Raw genomic sequence first — 17,797 nt, 5'->3', positions numbered from 1 at the left:
GTAACATAATGAGTGACTTACTATCCGGGTGAGTGCGCCTAAATAGGCATTCCAAGGCGTGTAAAGCTACTTGATTCAGCTTACCGCGAATACGGAATAGGGCTTGAAATTATTTCATGCCCATCAAGAAAAATACGCTAAAGCCATGTACAAACAATGTATTTACACTGAGCAGCCAAGTATAGAGGAGGCGTTGGGTAGAGACCAGTTCGCCGCTCTGAGGGCTCGTGAAGCAGCTTGTCTACGTTTACGTTAAAATCATTTTGATTATTGACAGCTCGTATAGTTAATATGTTATAACATAACAATAGATAGGGTGATTGATGCTATCGTCACCATTACTATTTAACCGCTTATGGAAGCCAGACATGAAGAATGTACGTGCCCTATTGACCGCCGCTGTGCTACTGCCTAGCGCTCATGCCATGGCCGATGCAACCGATTACCCAGTGTCATTGACCAACTGCGGTGTAGAGATCAGCGTGGCATCTGCTCCTGAGCAAACGGTAACCGTGGGTCAATCGGCCACAGAAATTCTCTACTCACTGGGGCTTGCTGAGCGCGTGAATGGTACCTCGGTTTGGTTCAACCCCGTCTTGCCGCAATTTGCCGAAGCGAATGAAGAGATTGAACGCATTGCCAACGATGACCCGAGCTTCGAGGCCGTGGTCAATAAACGCCCGGACCTGGTGGCGGTTCAGTACGAGTGGCACGTTGGCCCCACCGGTAGCGTGGCTAGTCGCGATCAGTTTCATGAGTTGGGCATCAACACTTACATCATGCCCGCCGATTGCGACACCAAGGATAACTCGACCGGCGGCGATGGCACCCGCACGGCCGCCTTCTCGACGGATTCCATCTATAAAGGGATCACCGAACTGGCCGAGATTTACGATGTTCAAGACACAGGCGAAGCGCTGGTGGCCGACCTGATTGACCGTGAAGAGCGCGCCATCGACTTGGCAAACAGTCTTGAATTGCCGGAAGATCTCTCTGCGGCATTCTGGTTTTCTTCAACGGATTTGGGGGTTAGCCCCTTCATGGCGGGTCAGCTCGGTGCACCGGGCTATATGATGGACAAGCTCGGCATTCGCAATGTCATTGAGTCAGATGAAGAGTGGCCCACGGTGGGCTGGGAGAGTATCGCTAGGGCTGACCCCGATGTATTGGTCATTGCTCGTATGGATCGACGCCGCTTCCCAACTGACGATATTGAAGCTAAGCGTGAGTTTCTGCGCAGCGACCCGGTGACCCGCGAGATGACCGCAGTCAAAAACAATCGCATCGTTGAGATGGATGCCCATGCGATGAGCGCCACCATGCGCACTATCTATGGCCTTGAATCGCTGGCTGAGGCGCTATCAACCATGTCGTTTAACCAATGAGCATAGCGTTAACGCGGTCATCTACGACCGGCTTTGGGCTTCGCTGGCTATGGTTAACGCCGATCGTGCTAGTAGCCGCACTCATCGCGGGCACCGCCATTGGCGAAACATCTATTCCCGTTGAGACGATTGTCAAAGTACTCGCCAATCAGCTGTTGGGCGCCGATTACGCGGTTGACCGCATCGACGCGGGCATTATCTGGAACTACCGCCTTAGTCGCGCCGTGGTCGCCGGCTGTTGCGGCACCAGTTTGGCCCTGGCCGGAGTTGTGCTACAAGCGCTGCTGCGCAACCCCCTGGCCGATCCTTACTTGATGGGCATTTCCGCCGGGGCGTCTACTGGGGCGGTGGCAGTGGCGGTCGCCGGGCTGGGCGCAGGCGCGCTTTCGCTCTCACTAGGTGCCTTTATCGGTGCCCTGCTCGCCTTCGGCATCGTGATCATGCTTGCCCATGCGGCCAACAGCGGTGTGGGTGGCGGGCGCGGCGTTCAAGCCGCGGGGGCGATTATTCTGGCGGGCATTGCAGGCTCACAGCTGTTCAATGCGCTGACCGCGTTTATCATTACCAAGTCAGCAAGCGCCGAGCAGGCTCGGGGCATCATGTTTTGGCTGATGGGCAATCTCTCTGGAGTGCGCTGGGCCGATGTGGCCCTGGCGGTGCCCGCCGCGCTTTTCGGGCTGCTGGTCTGCCTATGGCACCGGCGCTCTCTGGATGCGTTTACCTTTGGTGCTGACAGCGCCGCCTCCATGGGTATTGCGGTGCGCCCGGTACGCGGCATGCTGATTATTGCCATGGCACTGGTCACAGCCGTAATGGTGTCTATCGTGGGGGCAATTGGGTTTGTTGGCCTAGTGATCCCTCACGCGATGCGCTTTATCGTGGGCAGCCGTCATACCCGGCTGGTACCTGCCACGGCACTGGCCGGTGCGGTGTTTTTGATTGGCTCGGATATTCTTTCCCGAATACTGATCTCCGGCCAGGTACTTCCTATTGGAGTGATTACCTCGCTGATCGGCGCGCCTGCTTTTGCGCTGATCCTAATTCGCGGCAAGAGGTCTTAATGCGATTAACGGCTGAACAGCTTGCCTGGTCGGTACACGGCACGCCACTGCTGACGGACGTCAGTCTTACCGTCGAGCCCGGCCAGACCTTTGGCCTAGTGGGGCCGAACGGCTCGGGCAAAACCTCCCTGCTGCGTCTGTTGGCGGGGTTGAACAAACCCAAGGCTGGCCGGGTGCTGATCGACCAGCAGCCTATGCACACGCTCAAGCAACGGGCGATCGCCCAATCTATCGCCCTGGTGGAGCAGCAGGCGGATACCACCGACCGCATTACCGTACGCCAGGTGGTATCGCTGGGTCGTACCCCCTTCCTTTCCGCGCTGCGCCCCTGGTCGAAGGAAGACGACGCCATCGTGGCGCAGGCGCTGCGCGACGTCGATATGGCACACATGACGGATCGTCTTTGGCATACCCTATCGGGCGGTGAGCGCCAGCGCGTGCATATTGCCCGGGCGCTGGCACAGCAGCCTAAAATTCTGCTGCTAGATGAACCCACCAACCATCTGGATATTCGTCACCAGCTGTCGATTCTTGAACTGGTTCGGCAACTGCCCATCACGGTGATGATCTCGCTGCACGATCTTAATCATGCCATGGAGTGTGACCGCATCGGCGTGATGGATGGCGGCCGTTTGATCGATAGCGGCCTGCCCCAGGAGGTGCTCACCGCCGCCAGGCTCCGGCAGACCTTTGGGGTGCACGCCCATGTGGTCAATGACCCCGTCGATGGCAAGCAGATCATGCGTTTTCGCAATTCGATTTAAACGACTCGACGGTAGATAAGACTTTTCTTTGCTAAGGTGGAATAGTTTGATCCATTAATTGAGGAGTCTGCATGCGTATTTTGTTCACTGGCGGCAGCGGCAAAGCGGGCCGTCATGCCACGGCTTATCTGCGCGATCAAGGCCACCGAGTCACCAATTTGGATTGGGTGGCATCTGATGTGCCTGGCATTGCTACCCTGAAAACCGATCTGACCGATGCTGGGCAAGTGTTTAATGCTTGCCAGGCCTACGCTGGGTTCGATGAGCTGGAACCCGGCACCGGCGTGCCGCGTTATGATGCGATTGTCCACTTCGCGGCCATACCTGCCATCCTGCATAGGCCGGACAACGAGACGTACCGCATCAATACCCTGAGCACCTACAACTTGCTAGATGCCGCCACCAAACTCGGCATTCCCAAGGTTATCTTCGCCTCTAGTGAAACTACTTACGGCGTTTGCTTTGCCGATGGTGAGAAGAAACCGGACTATCTGCCGGTGGATGAAGAACACCCCACGGTGCCTCAAGATAGCTACGCCATGAGCAAGGTAGTTAACGAAGTAACGGCACGCTCCTTCCAGGCACGTTCAGGCATCGATATTTACGGCCTGCGCATCAACAACGTGATCGAGCCACACGAGTACCGCCAGAATTTCCCGGCTTACATGGACGATCCAGCACTACGTCGCCGCAATATTTTCGCCTACATCGACGCCCGCGACCTAGGCCTGATGGTCGATTGCTGCCTGAAAACAGATGGCCTCGGCTACCAAGTCTTCAATGTCGCCAATGACGACCTGTCGGTGGGCCTGACCAACGCTCAGGTGATTGAGCGCTTTTACTCAGGCGTGCCCGTCAAACGTGAAATGGGTGAATTCGAAACCTTCTACAGCATCGAAAAGGCCCGCCGCCTGGTCGGTTTTGCCCCGCGCCACTCCTGGCGGGAAGAAATGGAGCAGTAAATGGACTACCTGCCCACCATGAGTAAGGCGAGGTTTGCCATTAGGCAAAGAATTCCAATGACCGCAATATCTGACAGCGAGGCTAGCCTACACTTGGTCTAGATAACCCAAGCCCGCCACTCAGCCGCATAAACAAGGATCGCGTCGACTTGCTCCGGCGGCCGCCTCAGGGAGGGCTCGACCAGCCGCCATTGATTGGTGTCCTGGCCGAGTATCGCTGTCCCCTGAGTGGTGCCGGTGCTATCGGCACTGCCGTAAACACGCTGGGAATATTTGCCGCGCAGTGCCGCTAGCACGCCCATATAGACCGCATTACCTGCAAAGGCGCCCTCAACGACGATGTCGCCCGCATGGCACAGCAAGGTCAGACAATGGTCGGTCATCAGCGCGCAGTAGGCCGAGGCCAATGCCGTTTTTTCTGCAGCATTAAGCCGCTCGAACGGGCCAACCAACCGACCGGTGCGCTGGCGAAAAGGCCCACCCTGGTCGGCAAAAGTTGGCAAGGCGAAAACGCCTTGCGCCATAACCCGCTCAAGATCGGCCATTTCACCGTTAGCATCGCCACGTAACGTTTCCCACTCGCGACCGCCCATAAAGCGAATGGTCGGCACGGGGGCACCATAAGCGCTGACGTTAATCAGCATGTCGCTTGCTTCGTCAAGTCCATCCATGGCCGCTCCAACGCCACAGATGACCGTCCAAGTGCCGCTAGAAACAACGGAAAAAGGCGCTGTGCGCGTTAGTAAATGCGGTACCAAAGAGGCGTTACTATCGTGGATGCCATTAAGTACCTGACAGTCACTAGGCAAACCGAGTGATTCGGCAAGTTCGGGCCGAACCGGCCCGAGCGATGCACCGGCTGGCATGATCATAGGCAGCAGCCGACGCCAGCCGAGCTGGTCCACCAGGGAAGAGTAGTCGCCGCGGTGCGGGTTCCATAGGTCGGTATGACAGCCCAGCGAGGTGGCTTCTCCGGCCTTGATGCCGGTCAAACGCCAGCCCCAGTACTGGGGGTAAAGTAGGATATCGGTTACCCGATCGAAGTCGTCGGCCCAGGCCTGGGAAAGCCAGTAGAGCTGACGCCCCAGGTTGAGCCCGCCAGTTAGGTCTGGGCTGCCGGTTTCGGCAAAAGACGGGCGCAACCTGCAGTAGTCGTCGTTCAACGCCGCGCATTGGTCGCTTTCGTAATCAGGGATAGGAAGCGCCAGCTCTTCCCCCGCCAGGCACGCCGCTGTGGCGCCATGGGTGGTCATGCCGATAGACACGACATGATAATCACTGGCTAAATCGGCCAAGGCCGTTTTCAGCCAATCCCAAATAGCCTCAGTATCGATGTGCGGATAGCGGCCGTCCCGGCGTACCTCATTGGACCGGCGCTTTTCCACTAGCACTTCGCCGCCGTGGCGTCCGGCGCGAACCGCACATAGCTTGATATTGGTCTTGCCGATGTCGAGCACTGCCAGCACCGGCTCGAGCCGCTCCCGATGCGTCATGGTAGGTAGAATACCTCGGTCAGCGGTTGGGCTATCGGTTCGGGTGAGTCACTCTGGGTCTCCATGAGTTCAGCCATATAGGCCCACCATCGCTGCATCACCGGAGCCTCTTTTAGCGCCACTTCATCAAGCGGTCCCTGCGTTTCAAAGCTGGCAAACAACTGTAGCGTCTCGGCGTGCAGAAAAATGCGGTAGTTGTGGATACCGCAAGCTTTCAGATGCGCTTGAAGTTCAGGCCAGAGGGCATAGTGGCGAGTGCGATACTCAGCCTCGCAGCCTGGATACAGCTGCATTACGGAGGCATGGATCATTTACGTTGCTCCCGGGCTCTGCGCAACCGACCTACCACGACCGGAATGCTGATGACGCTGATCAGCATGGCACCGATGATGATCGACATGACAATGCCGGGCACGTTGAGTAGACCCAGCCCGAAGGTCACCAGCCCCATCAAAAACACGGCGATCACTACCCCAACCATGCTGCCAGCACCGCCAAGAATGCTAACGCCACCAAGCACCACCATCGTGACGATACTCAGCTCCCAGGCAAAGGCGATAGATGGCCGGGTACTTCCCAACCGGGACGTCAGCAATACCGAGGCCAGCCCGGACAGCGCCCCCACTAGGACAAACAGAACCAGCTTGTGCTTATTGACCTTGATCCCGGAATAGAGCGCCGCCGTTGGATTGCTGCCGATAGCATAGGTGCGGCGACCAAAGTTGGTGTGGTGCAATAACCCATAGAACACCAGTGCCAGCGCCAAGAAGAGCGTGAACTCGAAAGAAAATACCCAGTAGACGTAGCCCTGGCCGAAGAATTCGAAACCGTCAGGGTAATCGGTAAACGCACTATCGCCGAGAACCACATAGGTAATACCCCGGTAGAGGCTCATGGTGCCGATGGTGACGACAATGGAGGGTATACCAAAGCGAGTAACCACCAGACCGTTGAACAAACCGCAGGCGATGCCTACCGCCACGGCAACGACCACTAGGCCACCGGGACCCACGCCAGCCTCAGCCGCCAGCCCCATGCTAACCGAGGCCAAGGCGATAATGGAGGCTACCGACAGGTCGATCTCGCGGCAGATGATCAACATCGCCATGGGCAAGGCAATGATCGCTTTTTCGGTAAAGTTGAAGGTGGCGTCTGACAGGTTCCAGGGGTCGAGAAAATAAGGCGTGGCAAAACTATTGAACAAGAATACCAAGGCCGTCACCAGCAATAAAAAGGTTTCCCAGCGCAACACATAACGCAGCCAGTGATTGGTTAAGCGGTTGGGGACGACCTTTTGTGTCATAGCATTTTCCATGGGTCAGGCCTCCTGATGCTGAACTTGGGCGTCACGTTTACTTACCGCCCGGCGCAGAATGATACGTCCTTGGTTGCGCTCGGCAGCTGAGTTGGCGATAACGGCGATGATGATGACGGCACCGGAGATAGCCATTTGCCAGAATGGCGAGACACCGATCACCGGCAAAGCATTATTGATCACCCCGAGAAACAGAGCGCCCAACGCACAGCCGAGCACAGTGCCGATCCCTCCCATAATGCTGATACCACCAATGACGCAGGCGGCCACAACCTGTAATTCAAAGCCATTAGCGACATCTACATAGGCGACAGCGTAGCGTGACACCCAGAGATAACCGCACAGCCCCGAGAACATGCCAGAAACCACAAAAGCCTTGAACTGCACCTTGCCGACGCTCACACCGGTATAGAAAGCAGCAGTAGGATTGCCACCCGTGGTAAAAAATTCGCGGCCGACACGTAGTTGGTGGGTGGCGAAATAGCAGACCGCCACGGTAGCGATGGCGATCCAGCTCATCACAGGCAGACCTAGCACCACACTGCGCGGCAGGTCGATAAAGGCTTCGCTCATCTGATGGGAATTGACCCAAGCGCCGTCGGAGAGCAGGAAAATAGTGCCGCGATAGATACTCATCGTTCCCAGGGTCACAACGATGGCTGGTACGCCAACAATCCAAACAAAAAAGCCATTAACGGCCCCTAGGCAGGCGCCCATGGACATGGCGAAGAGAATCAACAGCGGCACCGGCACACCTGGAAAGGCAGCGTTTATCATCCCCACCGCCATCCCCGTCAAGGCTAGATTGGCGGCTACTGATAAATCGATGCAACGGGTCAGAATGACGAGCATTTGCCCCATCGCCAGTATTATTAGAATTGAAGTGTCGTTGAAGGCACCGACCAGACTGGTCGGACGCAGGAATTCAGGCGTAATGGCACCCACAGCCAGCACCAACACAAGGATTACCATTGCCAGAAAGCGTTCGCGGTGTTTGAGCAATGCGGACATCATGCGGCCAGCCCTCCTGTAGCAGCGCCGACAACGGCTTCAGGTGTTGCAGCCGCGCGGGTGAATTCACGGACCATCAGGCCTTCGTGCATCACAATGATACGATCAGCCATGCCGAGCACTTCCGGCAATTCTGAACTGACCATGATGACCGCTAGGCCATCCTCGACCAGTTCCGACATAAAGCGATGCACTGCCGCCTTCGAGCCGATATCGATACCTTTGGTGGGCTCATCCAGAATGATCACACTTGGCTGGGTTGCCAGCCATTTACCGATTACCACCTTCTGCTGGTTGCCACCTGATAGGTTGGCGACCTTTTGATCCCAACTCGATGCTTTGACGTTGAGACGATCACCATAAGCACGCGCGACGTCATATTCACGCGTTTCGTTCAATAAGCCCCAAGGGTTGAGCCTTCCAAGCTGCGGAAGACTAATGTTCTGAAAAATGGGCAGATCCAGAATGACGCCCTGCTGCTGGCGCTCCTCCGGCACATAGACCAAGCCTGCTTTGATGGCGTCGGCTGGCGAACGAATAGCGACTGACTCGCCGTTAATACGCACTTCGCCTGTCGCTGCCTTCGACAAGCCAAAGAGTGCCTGCATTATCTCAGTACGACCAGAGCCTACCAGACCGTAAAAACACAGAATCTCACCCGCCCGCACCTCGAAATTAATGTCGGCGAACTCGGTTGGATGGTTCAAATTAGTTACCGTCATCATCGGCTCGCCGATAGTGACCGTCTGCTTGGGAAAGGTCTCGCTGACACTGCGTGCCACCATCATTTCAACCAGTTCAGCTTCGGTGACATCTTCAATCAGACCTTCACCAACAAAAGCACCATCACGGTAGACGACATAGCGGTCGGCTATGGCAAAAATCTCGTCGAACTTGTGGGTAATGAAAAGAATGGCCTTTCCGGCATTTTTGAGGCGCTCGACAATGCCGTACAGCTCTTTGATTTCGTGGTGCGATAGCGCAGCCGTCGGTTCGTCGAGAACGACTACCCGGGCGTCGACCGATAGAGCACGAGCGATGGCGACCATGTGTTTCTGCCCGATACTCAATCCCTTCAAGCGGGCCTTAGGGTTTAAGGGGGCGTCGATATCGGAGAGGATCTGGCGGGTACGTTCATGCATGGCTGGCCAATCGAGCCGCCCCATCCGACCACGAGTCAGGTAGTTGCCAGCGAAAATATTTTCCGTAACGGTCAACTCATCGAACAATACCGTTTCCTGATGGATAGCGGTGATGCCCAACCGACGCGCTGCTTCTGGGTCCTCGATGCGCACTACTTCGCCAGCTATTTGGATATCACCACTATCCGGCTGATGAATGCCGGTCATGGTCTTGACCAGGGTAGATTTCCCAGCGCCGTTCTCACCGACCAGGGCGGTCACTTCACCGGGGTAGAGATCGAGCCTAACCCCGTCGAGAGCCGTCACGCCGGGAAATGTCTTGGTGACGTTTCTCAACGCAAACACTGCTGCTTGTTGTGTCATAGCTATTATCTTTGTTGTTGAGCGTATTGTATTTTTTGTCGGGCGGTCACCGTCAAAATGCACGGTGCCCACCCGCATTCATCCTTAGAAAATGTCGACGAAATCCTGAACGTTGGAGGCATCGTAAATGAACGGTTCTGCCATGGCGGCATTGCCGTTTTCGTCCAGTTGTGTAGTTCCCAACCGGCCCATGCCGACGCTTGATTCGGTAGCGTTACCTGTAATCAAATTGTAAGCGATCATCGTCGCTGCGTATCCAAGATCGATAGGGTTCCAGATGGCGAAGCTGTGTATAGCACCGCTCTCGACGTGACCGGCAAGTTCCGATGGCAGCCCCAAGCCGGTGACGTAGACCTCACCGATACGACCCTGATCGCTCACTGCTTGAGCGGCAGCCAGAATGCCGACCGTCGTTGGGGCTACGATGACATCCAAATCCGGGTGATTGCGCATCAGCGCCACGGACTCGCGGTAGCTCTTGTCAGCCAGATCGTCACCGTAGACAGTCTCAACAAACTCAAGCTGGGAAAATTCCGGAAGCACGTTTTTCATCTCCTCAATCCAGATATTCTGGTTGGTCGAAGTCGGAGTGGCACTCAGAATAGCCATCTGGCCTGAGTTAACACCCTTAGCTTCCAGCGCATCAGCGGCCAGTTGAACATTCATCCGACCAATCAATTCATTGCTGGAGGGATTCAGGTGCACGCTGCGGCCCTCTGGGGCGACACCGGAGTCCCAGGAAATCACTTTAATACCGCGCTGCTGGGCGCGACGCAGGATAGGTACCAGTGCGTCCTGGTCGTTGGCGGATACAGCGATAGCATCAACGCGCTGGGCGATGAGCGAACTGATCACTTGAATCTGGCCTTCGGCGGTAGTGGTTGTTGGACCGGTGTAGATGATTTCCACATTGCCCAGCTCCTCGGCCGCTTCCTGAGCGCCTTCATAGGCGGCCTCGAAGAAACCGATTCCCAGTGCTTTGACCACCAGGGCGACACGCATATCTTCTTGGGCATGGACGGGAGAAAGGAAGGCAATCGCCAGGACTGCCACCAGGGCTGAGAAGGGTTTCTTAAACATTGTGTGCTCCAATCTTGTTGTTATGCCCCGACCCTGCCTTGGACGTCAGCCGGGGACGGATGTATCAAGGTTTTTGTTAACGATCGTCAACTGGCAACCAGCGTCTTCGATCATTTGTCGTGTTTTGGGGTCAATACCATCGTCGGTGATGACAACATCTACCTGTGAAAGCGGGCAGACAATCAGGTTGCTACGGTTTTCAAACTTGCTGGAGTCGACCAGCAACACGCGACGATCAGCCTGCCCCATCAGTTTCATTACCGCCTGAACAATCTGGGGATCTGCCTCCATCACCCCCTGAGGGCCTACTCCCTGTGCGCCAATAAACAGCATCGAAGCGTAGAACTGGCTGGAAACATCATTAGGGAACGGACTCAAAATGATGTTCTGCTCCCTATAAACGTTGCCACCCGGCAGCGTCACCATGCACTTGCTGCGCTTCAGCAGCTGTTCAGCGATCACAAACGAATTGGTCAACACCTGCAGCTTGCGTAAGCGCATGAACTCCGCCATGCAGTAGGTAGTCGTGCCGCCACTAATAGTGATCGACATTCCATCATCCAATAAATCCACCGCCGCCTTAGCAATGGCGCGCTTGGCCTTGGCGTTAATCGTCTGATTAACCGAGTAAGGCCGACCGACGAGAGACGTATTGACGGATGGATGCAAAGCTTCTGCTCCGCCACGGACCTTTTTAAGCTTTCCTTGTTGATGCAGTTCGTTGATGTCCCGGCGAACGGTCGCTTCTGAAACCCCCAAGAGTTTTATTAAATACCCCAAAGTGGCGATGGGCTTTTCTTCAACTTCCGCCAGAATGATGCGTTGGCGTTCAACTTCGTGCATCCCGTATCCTCAATTGTCACTATATTTCATAATCGATCATGTGCAAGCCAATTTCGAGTTTTTTTGATCGCTATTGACAGATAAAAACTCAAGATCGATACTTTTCGTCAACTTCAGTCAAAATAAACGTCAAATCCAATCAATAATGATCGCAGTCTGCTTTATTTAACTCAAAAATAACAGCCTTACCGCCCTCGCCCAATCGGGCCATAACAACACTAAACACTAGAGGTACCTCAATGCCTAGACAGCCCACCAATCAGATTCCAGACCGTTGGGACGACGCGGTAACAGCGTCAATGAGCGAAGCAGAACTGCTTCACTATCGCTCCAACCTGCTCGGCGCCGACAAGCGTATTACCAACTACGGAGGTGGTAATACCTCCGCCAAAATTGACCAACCCGATCCATTGACCGGAGAGGATACCCGGGTACTCTGGGTGAAAGGCTCAGGCGGCGACATCGGTAGTATGGGGCTGGACGGCTTTGCCACTCTATATCTGAACAAGTTAGAAACTCTCAAGCAGTTTTATAAGGGTGAAGCACACGAAGACGAGATGGTTGGGGCCCTACTCCACTGTACTTTCAACCTGAACAGCCGCGCAGCCAGCATCGATACCCCGCTGCACGCCTACTTGCCATACACCCATGTTGACCACTTGCACCCGGATGCCGTCATAGCTATCGCTGCCTCAAAAAACAGTCGCGAGCTGACCGAGGAAATCTACGGTGGAGATATTGGTTGGCTTCCCTGGCGCAGGCCCGGTTTCCAACTAGGCCTGGAACTGGAGAAGATTGCCAGAGAACAACCGCATCTAAAAGGCGTATTGCTCGAAGCGCACGGCCTTTTCACCTGGGGCGAGACGGCTAAAGAATGCTACAAAACCTCGTTGGATATCATCAACAAGGCACAGCACTGGTTAGACGAACAGCTCCAGGATAAAGCGGCATTTTCGGGTCCCCGTGTTACCAGCCTACATGCCGATAAACGGCATGCCGTTGCCGCCAGACTGATGCCGATCATTCGTGGCAAGACAAGCGGCCATCAGCGTCAGGTCGGTCACTTTAATGACGCCCCTGAGGTGCTCGAATTCGTCAATTCTAACGACCTCGAAGCCCTGGCCGAGCTAGGCACTTCCTGCCCGGATCATTTTCTGCGCACCAAGATTAAGCCGTTGGTCGTCAGCTACGACCCCGAAACCGATAATATTGATGGCGTCATCGCTGGCCTGGATGAGCAACTGGCGCAATACAACCGCGACTATGCCGCCTATTACAACCGCTGTAAGCGGCCGGACAGCCCAGCGATGCGCGACTCCAACCCGGTGGTTTACCTAGTGCCGGGCGTTGGCATGCTGACCTTTGCCAAAGATAAAGCCACTGCACGCATCGCCAGTGAGTTCTATCTCAATGCCATCAACGTTATGCGCGGTGCTTCAGGCGTCAGTGAGTATATGGGTCTGCCCGACCAGGAGGCCTTTGATATCGAATACTGGCTACTTGAAGAAGCCAAGCTCAAGCGCATGCCCAAGCCGAAGGCGTTGGCTGGCCGCATCGCTTTAGTCACCGGTGGGGCCGGCGGCATCGGCCAGGCCACAGCTGCACGGATGGCAAGCGAAGGCGCTTGTGTGATGCTGCTCGACATTGATGCCGAAGGCCTGCAAACCGCGCAAAGTACACTGAGCGAAACCTTCAGCGCCGATATCGTCTCCACCTGCCTCATGGACGTGACCGACGAAAGTCAGGTTGAAGCAGCCGTCGCTCATACCTGCGTTGCTTTCGGCGGTGCCGACATTCTCGTTTCCAACGCTGGTATCGCCTCCTCGGCACCGCTGGATGAAACCAGCCTGGCGATGTGGAACCACAACCAGGCGATTCTATCGACGGGTTACTTCCTGGTCACACGCGAAACGTTCAAGGTGCTCAAACAACAAAAGATAGGCGGTAACATCGTCTTTGTTGCCAGCAAAAATGGCCTGGTCGCCTCGGCCAACGCTAGCGCCTACTGCACTGCCAAGGCGGCAGAAATTCATCTGGCACGCAGCGTGGCCCTGGAAGGCGCTCCGCTGGGCATCCGTGCCAACGTGGTCAATCCGGATGCGGTACTACGTGGTTCCAAGATTTGGACTGGCAAATGGAAGGAGGAACGTGCTAGTGCGTACGATCTGGACACAGACGAGCTGGAAGACCACTACCGCCAGCGCAGCCTACTAAAACTCAGCGTACTGCCCGAGGATATCGCCGAGGCCATCTACTTTTTTGTGAGCGATGCGTCGGCCAAATCGACCGGCAATATTCTCAATGTTGATGCCGGACACGCCCCGTCCTTTACGCGCTGAGGCAGTTTCAACTAACGCATTACAGGTGAGCAAATGACAACAACAATGATCGACGCCGACCGCGTCCACACTGATAACGACCGTCGTGCGACCGACCTCGACCGCGATTATCAGGCCCTAGGCGAAAAGCTTGCTCGTGCCGGTGCCAACATCGACGCACTAACTGATCAGGCCCAGCGCCTGGAAGTGGCCTTGCCCTCCTGGGGTGTAGGGACCGGTGGCACTCGCTTCGCACGCTTTCCGGGACCGGGCGAGCCACGCAATATTTTCGAAAAGCTCGATGACTGTGCCGTTATTCAGCAACTCGCCACCATCACACCCCGCGTTTCACTGCATATCCCCTGGGACACACCTTCAGACCCCAGCGAGCTGAGAGACTACGCCGTTGAGCGTGGACTGGGCTTTGACGCGATGAATTCTAATACTTTCCAGGATCAGAGCGACCAGCGGCATTCCTATAAACACGGTAGTTTGACGCACACCGACGAGGCCACCCGCCAGCAGGCCATCAAACACAATATTGAGGTGATCGAGCTGGGTAAGCAGCTCGGTTCGAAAGCCCTGACAGTATGGATCGGCGACGGCTCCAACTTCCCCGGCCAACAGCATTTTTCCGATAGCTTCACGCGCTATCTAGACAGCGCTAAGACTATCTACTCAGCCTTACCAAGTGACTGGAACATGCTGATCGAACACAAGATATTCGAGCCAGCCTTTTACTCCACCGTTATTCAGGACTGGGGCTCAAACTATCTGGCCGCTAAAGAAACGGGCGAACGCTGCCTCTGTTTGGTCGATTTGGGCCACCATGCACCCAATGTCAATATCGAGATGATCGTTGCACGCCTAGCCCAGTTCGGAAAACTTGGCGGTTTTCACTTCAATGACAGCAAGTATGGCGATGATGACCTGGATGCTGGCTCCATCGACCCTTATCAGCTTTTCCTCGTCTTTAACGAGCTGGTTGATGCGCAGCATAAGAACGCTCAGTTCGCGCCTTTCTACATGCTGGATCAATCACACAACGTGACCGATCCGATCGAGAGCCTGATCTACAGTGCTGGCGAAGTGCAGCGCGCCTTTGTCAAATCACTGCTGGTCGACCGCGAAGCCCTAGCCCACCACCAGCATAATAACGATGCATTGATGGCCCAGGCGACACTCAAGGCCGCTTTCAATCTGGATGTCGAGCCGATTCTGCAGCAGGCGCGGCGCAAGGCAGGGGGCGCCATCGACCCTATTGCCAGTTACCGCGCCTGCGGCTACCGCCAAGCCTGCGCTGACCAGCGTCCAATCGATACAAGCCGTAGCGGTTCCGGCATTGTCTGAACCATAGCGATAAAGGTTCACACAAAGTCAGATTTAACGCTTATTTCACCCCTTTACCGGCACAAACACCGGTGCGCCGTCGACCTCAACGACCGCCAGCCGCTGGCGGTAGAGGCTTTCCAGCGCACCGGGCACCATCATGCTATCCCGCGAGCCCCAGCAGGCGTCGCCATTGGGGTAGAGCAACAGGATATGGTCGCACCAGCGGGCGGCCAGGTTGAGGTCGTGTAGGCACATCATCACCGCCTGACCGGCCCGCGCCTGCTCCGCCATCAGTGCCATGACGGCGCTTTGGTGATGCAGATCAAGATGGTTGGTCGGCTCGTCGGCCAGCCAGATAGCCGGCGCCTGTGTCAGCACCGTGGCAATCGCCACCCGCTGGCGCTCGCCACCGGAAAGTGTGGTTACCAAACGGTCGCGCAGGTGCGCCACATCCAGGCGCTCAAGGGCGTCTTCCGCGCGGGCATAGTCTTCAGCACCCTCCATCTGCCACGGCGAGAGATAGGGGTGACGGCCAATCAGCGCAGTTTCCAACACAGTTGCTGGAAACCCATCCTGGCGATCTTGAAACACTAATCCCAAACGCTGAGCAACATGGCGGCGGCGCAGCTGGCCAAGCGCGAGGTCGCTAAGCTGAACACTGCCTGAACGTGGCGCCTGCAGGCCAGCTAAGGTGTGTAATAGCGTCGTTTTACCCGCCCCGTTAGGGCCTAACACACCCCACACCTGCCCTGGTTCGATGGTGATATTAAGCGGCGTACCGCCTTCGCGGTCAGGCACATCAATGATGAGATCACGAGTAGCCAGTACGCTCATCAGCGGCTCCTGTAGAGCAGAAACAGGAAGGTAGGCACGCCCAATAGCGCGGTGATTACCCCAACGGGCAGCTGTTCCGGGGCGATCATCGTGCGTGCTAAAGTATCGGCCAGCACCAATAGTGTTCCACCTGCCAGTGCACAGGCGGGCAGTATCAGCCGCTGATCGTTGCCTAACAGCAGGCGCAGCATGTGCGGCACGACTAAACCAACAAAACCAATGCTGCCTGCGGTGGTGACTGCGGCGGCGGTAAGTAGGCTGGCGACAATGTAGATACACCACTCAAGCGGCCTGACCGCAACGCCCAGCGCGGCGGCTTGCTGCGGGCCACGGGCCAGTACATTCAGGCTACGCCCAAGCGGAATCAGCACCACGCAGATAGCTAGCAATAGCAGCAGCGGCGGCCAAGGCGTGCGCGCATAGGAGAGATCGCCCATTAGCCAGTAAAGCATTCCCGGCAGACGTTCGGCGGGGCTCAACGCCAGCATCAGCGTAATCACTGCACCCCACCCCGATGCGACCACCACACCCGTCAGCAGCAGCCTTGAAGGTGTCCAGCTTCCGCTACCGTGGGCAAGACCGAAGACTAAAAAGGTCGAGAGCAGTGCCCCGCCAAATGCCGAGCCCGAAATCGCCAGCCCGCCTAGCCCTCCCAGCATGGCTGCTAGTGCGCCAATCGAGGCGCCGCCGGAAAGACCCAGCACGTAGGGATCTGCCAAGGGATTACGCAGCAGCACCTGCATCAGCGCACCGGCTACCGCCAACAAACCGCCAACCGCAAAAGCCGAGAGCGCTCGAGGCAAGCGCAGCTCAATCACCATGGTGCGCGCTAGCGCATCGCCTTCGCCCTGCAGACTGTTACCGATCACCACCTGCCAGATTTGTGCGGGTGAAATCTGCGCGCTACCGACACCTATGGCGATGAACAGCGAAGCCAAGGCTGCTAGTAATAGCAGGCTAAGCGGGAGGCCCAAGCGTGCGAGCATTAACTGCGCTCACGTTTTTGGCGGGCGATGTCGAGCTTCTCACAGAGGATTTGGGTACCCTCCATCAGTCGCGGCGTGGGCCGTTGAATCAGTGAAGGCGGCACAAAAAAGAGGTTATCTTCCGCAACAGCCTTTAAGTTGGGATACTGCTCCCAGTGCGTCAGCCAGTGGCGATTCTCTTCCCCCATGCCACCGGCAACAATCGCCTCAGGATTGGCTGCCAGCACGGCTTCGTCATTGATACGCGGCACCAAGCGTGCCTGTTCGCCAAACACATTTTCACCGCCACAAAGCTTAACTACTTGGCCGATCAGGTGTTGGTCGTTAACGCTCATTAGCGGCTCATCCCACACTTGGTAAAACGTGGTTACCGGCTCCCGGTCTCGATAGCGCTCTTCAAGGGCCGCCATGGTATTGCGGAAACTGTCGGCCACTGTTTGTCCCGCTGTTTCTGTGCCTGCCAACCTTGCCAAGCGCTCAATCGCACTGGCCACGCCTTCCATATCGCGGGGCTCGATATAGAACACTGGCATACCCAGGGCTTCAAGGGTTTCAAGTTGCTCTGCCGGATTACCCGTCACCCAACCAATCACCAAGTCAGGCGCCAAGCCAACTAAGGCCTCTAAATCAATGCGGGTATGGCTGCCCACTGATGCCACTTGTTTGGCCTCGGGCGGGTAGTCGCTATACGAGACGACGGCGACTACTTGATCCCCTGCGCCAGCCGCATAAGTCAGCTCAGTCGCACCAGGCGAGAGCGTCGCAATCCGCTGTGCAGCCGCATGCAGGCAGACCTCCCTGTCGCGATCATCAATCACGCAGCGCGAATGCGTATCCGATACGGCCTCGGCAGCGAACAGGCTGACCACCGACAGCAGCACGGTGCCCAACCCCCCTCGCATCCGCCC

Annotated in this window: 16 protein-coding genes; 6 read left to right on the top strand and 10 right to left on the bottom strand. The window is 56.3% G+C overall.

The genetic code is table 11. The features are described 5' to 3' along the window. Positions 1–368: 368 nt before the first annotated feature. The 4 genes from RZA33_RS12420 (at position 369) to RZA33_RS12405 (ending at position 4,172) form a co-directional block, all read left to right on the top strand. Positions 369–1,385 carry an ABC transporter substrate-binding protein gene (locus RZA33_RS12420; RefSeq protein ID WP_317508036.1) on the top strand — a complete coding sequence of 339 codons (1,017 nt, stop codon included), beginning with the start codon at positions 369–371 and terminating at the stop codon, positions 1,383–1,385. Further along, on the top strand, positions 1,382–2,446 hold the full coding sequence (locus RZA33_RS12415) for a FecCD family ABC transporter permease (RefSeq protein WP_317508035.1): 1,065 nt from the start codon (positions 1,382–1,384) through the stop codon (positions 2,444–2,446). The genes RZA33_RS12420 and RZA33_RS12415 overlap by 4 nt, the downstream gene beginning before the upstream one ends. Continuing rightward, a complete protein-coding gene (locus RZA33_RS12410) occupies positions 2,446–3,210 on the top strand; it encodes an ABC transporter ATP-binding protein (RefSeq protein WP_317508034.1) in 765 nt (254 codons plus the stop codon). Before RZA33_RS12415 ends, RZA33_RS12410 begins: the two co-directional genes overlap by 1 nt. Positions 3,211–3,281: 71 nt before the next feature. Next, positions 3,282–4,172 (top strand): NAD(P)-dependent oxidoreductase, encoded by an 891-nt coding sequence (locus RZA33_RS12405; RefSeq protein WP_317508033.1) that lies wholly within the window; start codon positions 3,282–3,284, stop codon positions 4,170–4,172. 98 nt (positions 4,173–4,270) lie between these two features. On the opposite strand, the gene RZA33_RS12400 is transcribed toward RZA33_RS12405, so the two are convergent. From RZA33_RS12400 to RZA33_RS12370, 7 genes are all read right to left on the bottom strand, one after another. After that, complete coding sequence (locus tag RZA33_RS12400) at positions 4,271–5,665, bottom strand: FGGY-family carbohydrate kinase (protein ID WP_317508032.1); 1,395 nt, start codon at positions 5,663–5,665, stop codon at positions 4,271–4,273. Next, positions 5,662–5,976 carry an L-rhamnose mutarotase gene (locus RZA33_RS12395; protein ID WP_317508031.1) on the bottom strand — a complete coding sequence of 105 codons (315 nt, stop codon included), beginning with the start codon at positions 5,974–5,976 and terminating at the stop codon, positions 5,662–5,664. Before RZA33_RS12395 ends, RZA33_RS12400 begins: the two co-directional genes overlap by 4 nt. Further along, a complete protein-coding gene (locus RZA33_RS12390; protein WP_317508030.1) occupies positions 5,973–6,968 on the bottom strand; it encodes an ABC transporter permease in 996 nt (331 codons plus the stop codon). Before RZA33_RS12390 ends, RZA33_RS12395 begins: the two co-directional genes overlap by 4 nt. Positions 6,969–6,983: 15 nt before the next feature. Further along, positions 6,984–7,994 (bottom strand): ABC transporter permease, encoded by a 1,011-nt coding sequence (locus tag RZA33_RS12385; RefSeq protein ID WP_317508029.1) that lies wholly within the window; start codon positions 7,992–7,994, stop codon positions 6,984–6,986. Then, positions 7,991–9,496: a sugar ABC transporter ATP-binding protein gene (locus tag RZA33_RS12380; RefSeq protein WP_317508028.1), complete on the bottom strand. Its 1,506-nt coding sequence runs from the start codon at positions 9,494–9,496 to the stop codon at positions 7,991–7,993. Before RZA33_RS12380 ends, RZA33_RS12385 begins: the two co-directional genes overlap by 4 nt. Positions 9,497–9,580: 84 nt before the next feature. Next, a complete protein-coding gene (rhaS, locus tag RZA33_RS12375) occupies positions 9,581–10,576 on the bottom strand; it encodes a rhamnose ABC transporter substrate-binding protein (protein ID WP_317508027.1) in 996 nt (331 codons plus the stop codon). Positions 10,577–10,621: 45 nt separating this feature from the next. Beyond that, entirely contained in the window at positions 10,622–11,419 is a 798-nt protein-coding gene (locus RZA33_RS12370; RefSeq protein WP_317508026.1) for a DeoR/GlpR family DNA-binding transcription regulator, read from the bottom strand. 239 nt (positions 11,420–11,658) lie between these two features. On the opposite strand from RZA33_RS12370, the gene RZA33_RS12365 reads away from it, so the two are divergent. Both RZA33_RS12365 and rhaI read left to right on the top strand, forming a co-directional pair. Then, entirely contained in the window at positions 11,659–13,758 is a 2,100-nt protein-coding gene (locus RZA33_RS12365; protein WP_317508025.1) for a bifunctional rhamnulose-1-phosphate aldolase/short-chain dehydrogenase, read from the top strand. A 33-nt stretch (positions 13,759–13,791) separates the two neighbouring features. Continuing rightward, positions 13,792–15,087, top strand: coding sequence for an L-rhamnose catabolism isomerase (rhaI, locus tag RZA33_RS12360; RefSeq protein WP_317508024.1), 1,296 nt, complete (start codon positions 13,792–13,794; stop codon positions 15,085–15,087). 45 nt (positions 15,088–15,132) lie between these two features. Here the strand turns inward: rhaI and RZA33_RS12355 are convergent, their stop codons facing one another. The 3 genes from RZA33_RS12355 to RZA33_RS12345 are packed head-to-tail and all read right to left on the bottom strand — an operon-like array spanning position 15,133 to position 17,791. Then, entirely contained in the window at positions 15,133–15,903 is a 771-nt protein-coding gene (locus RZA33_RS12355) for an ABC transporter ATP-binding protein (protein WP_317508023.1), read from the bottom strand. Then, on the bottom strand, positions 15,903–16,889 hold the full coding sequence (locus tag RZA33_RS12350; RefSeq protein ID WP_317508022.1) for an iron ABC transporter permease: 987 nt from the start codon (positions 16,887–16,889) through the stop codon (positions 15,903–15,905). Before RZA33_RS12350 ends, RZA33_RS12355 begins: the two co-directional genes overlap by 1 nt. After that, positions 16,889–17,791 carry a cobalamin-binding protein gene (locus tag RZA33_RS12345; RefSeq protein WP_322976212.1) on the bottom strand — a complete coding sequence of 301 codons (903 nt, stop codon included), beginning with the start codon at positions 17,789–17,791 and terminating at the stop codon, positions 16,889–16,891. Before RZA33_RS12345 ends, RZA33_RS12350 begins: the two co-directional genes overlap by 1 nt. Positions 17,792–17,797: the final 6 nt, after the last annotated feature.

The sequence above is a fragment of the Halovibrio sp. HP20-59 genome, from assembly GCF_033052795.2.
In the GTDB taxonomy this organism is placed as follows: domain Bacteria; phylum Pseudomonadota; class Gammaproteobacteria; order Pseudomonadales; family Halomonadaceae; genus Vreelandella.
This window is presented reverse-complemented; position numbering and strand designations above follow the sequence as displayed.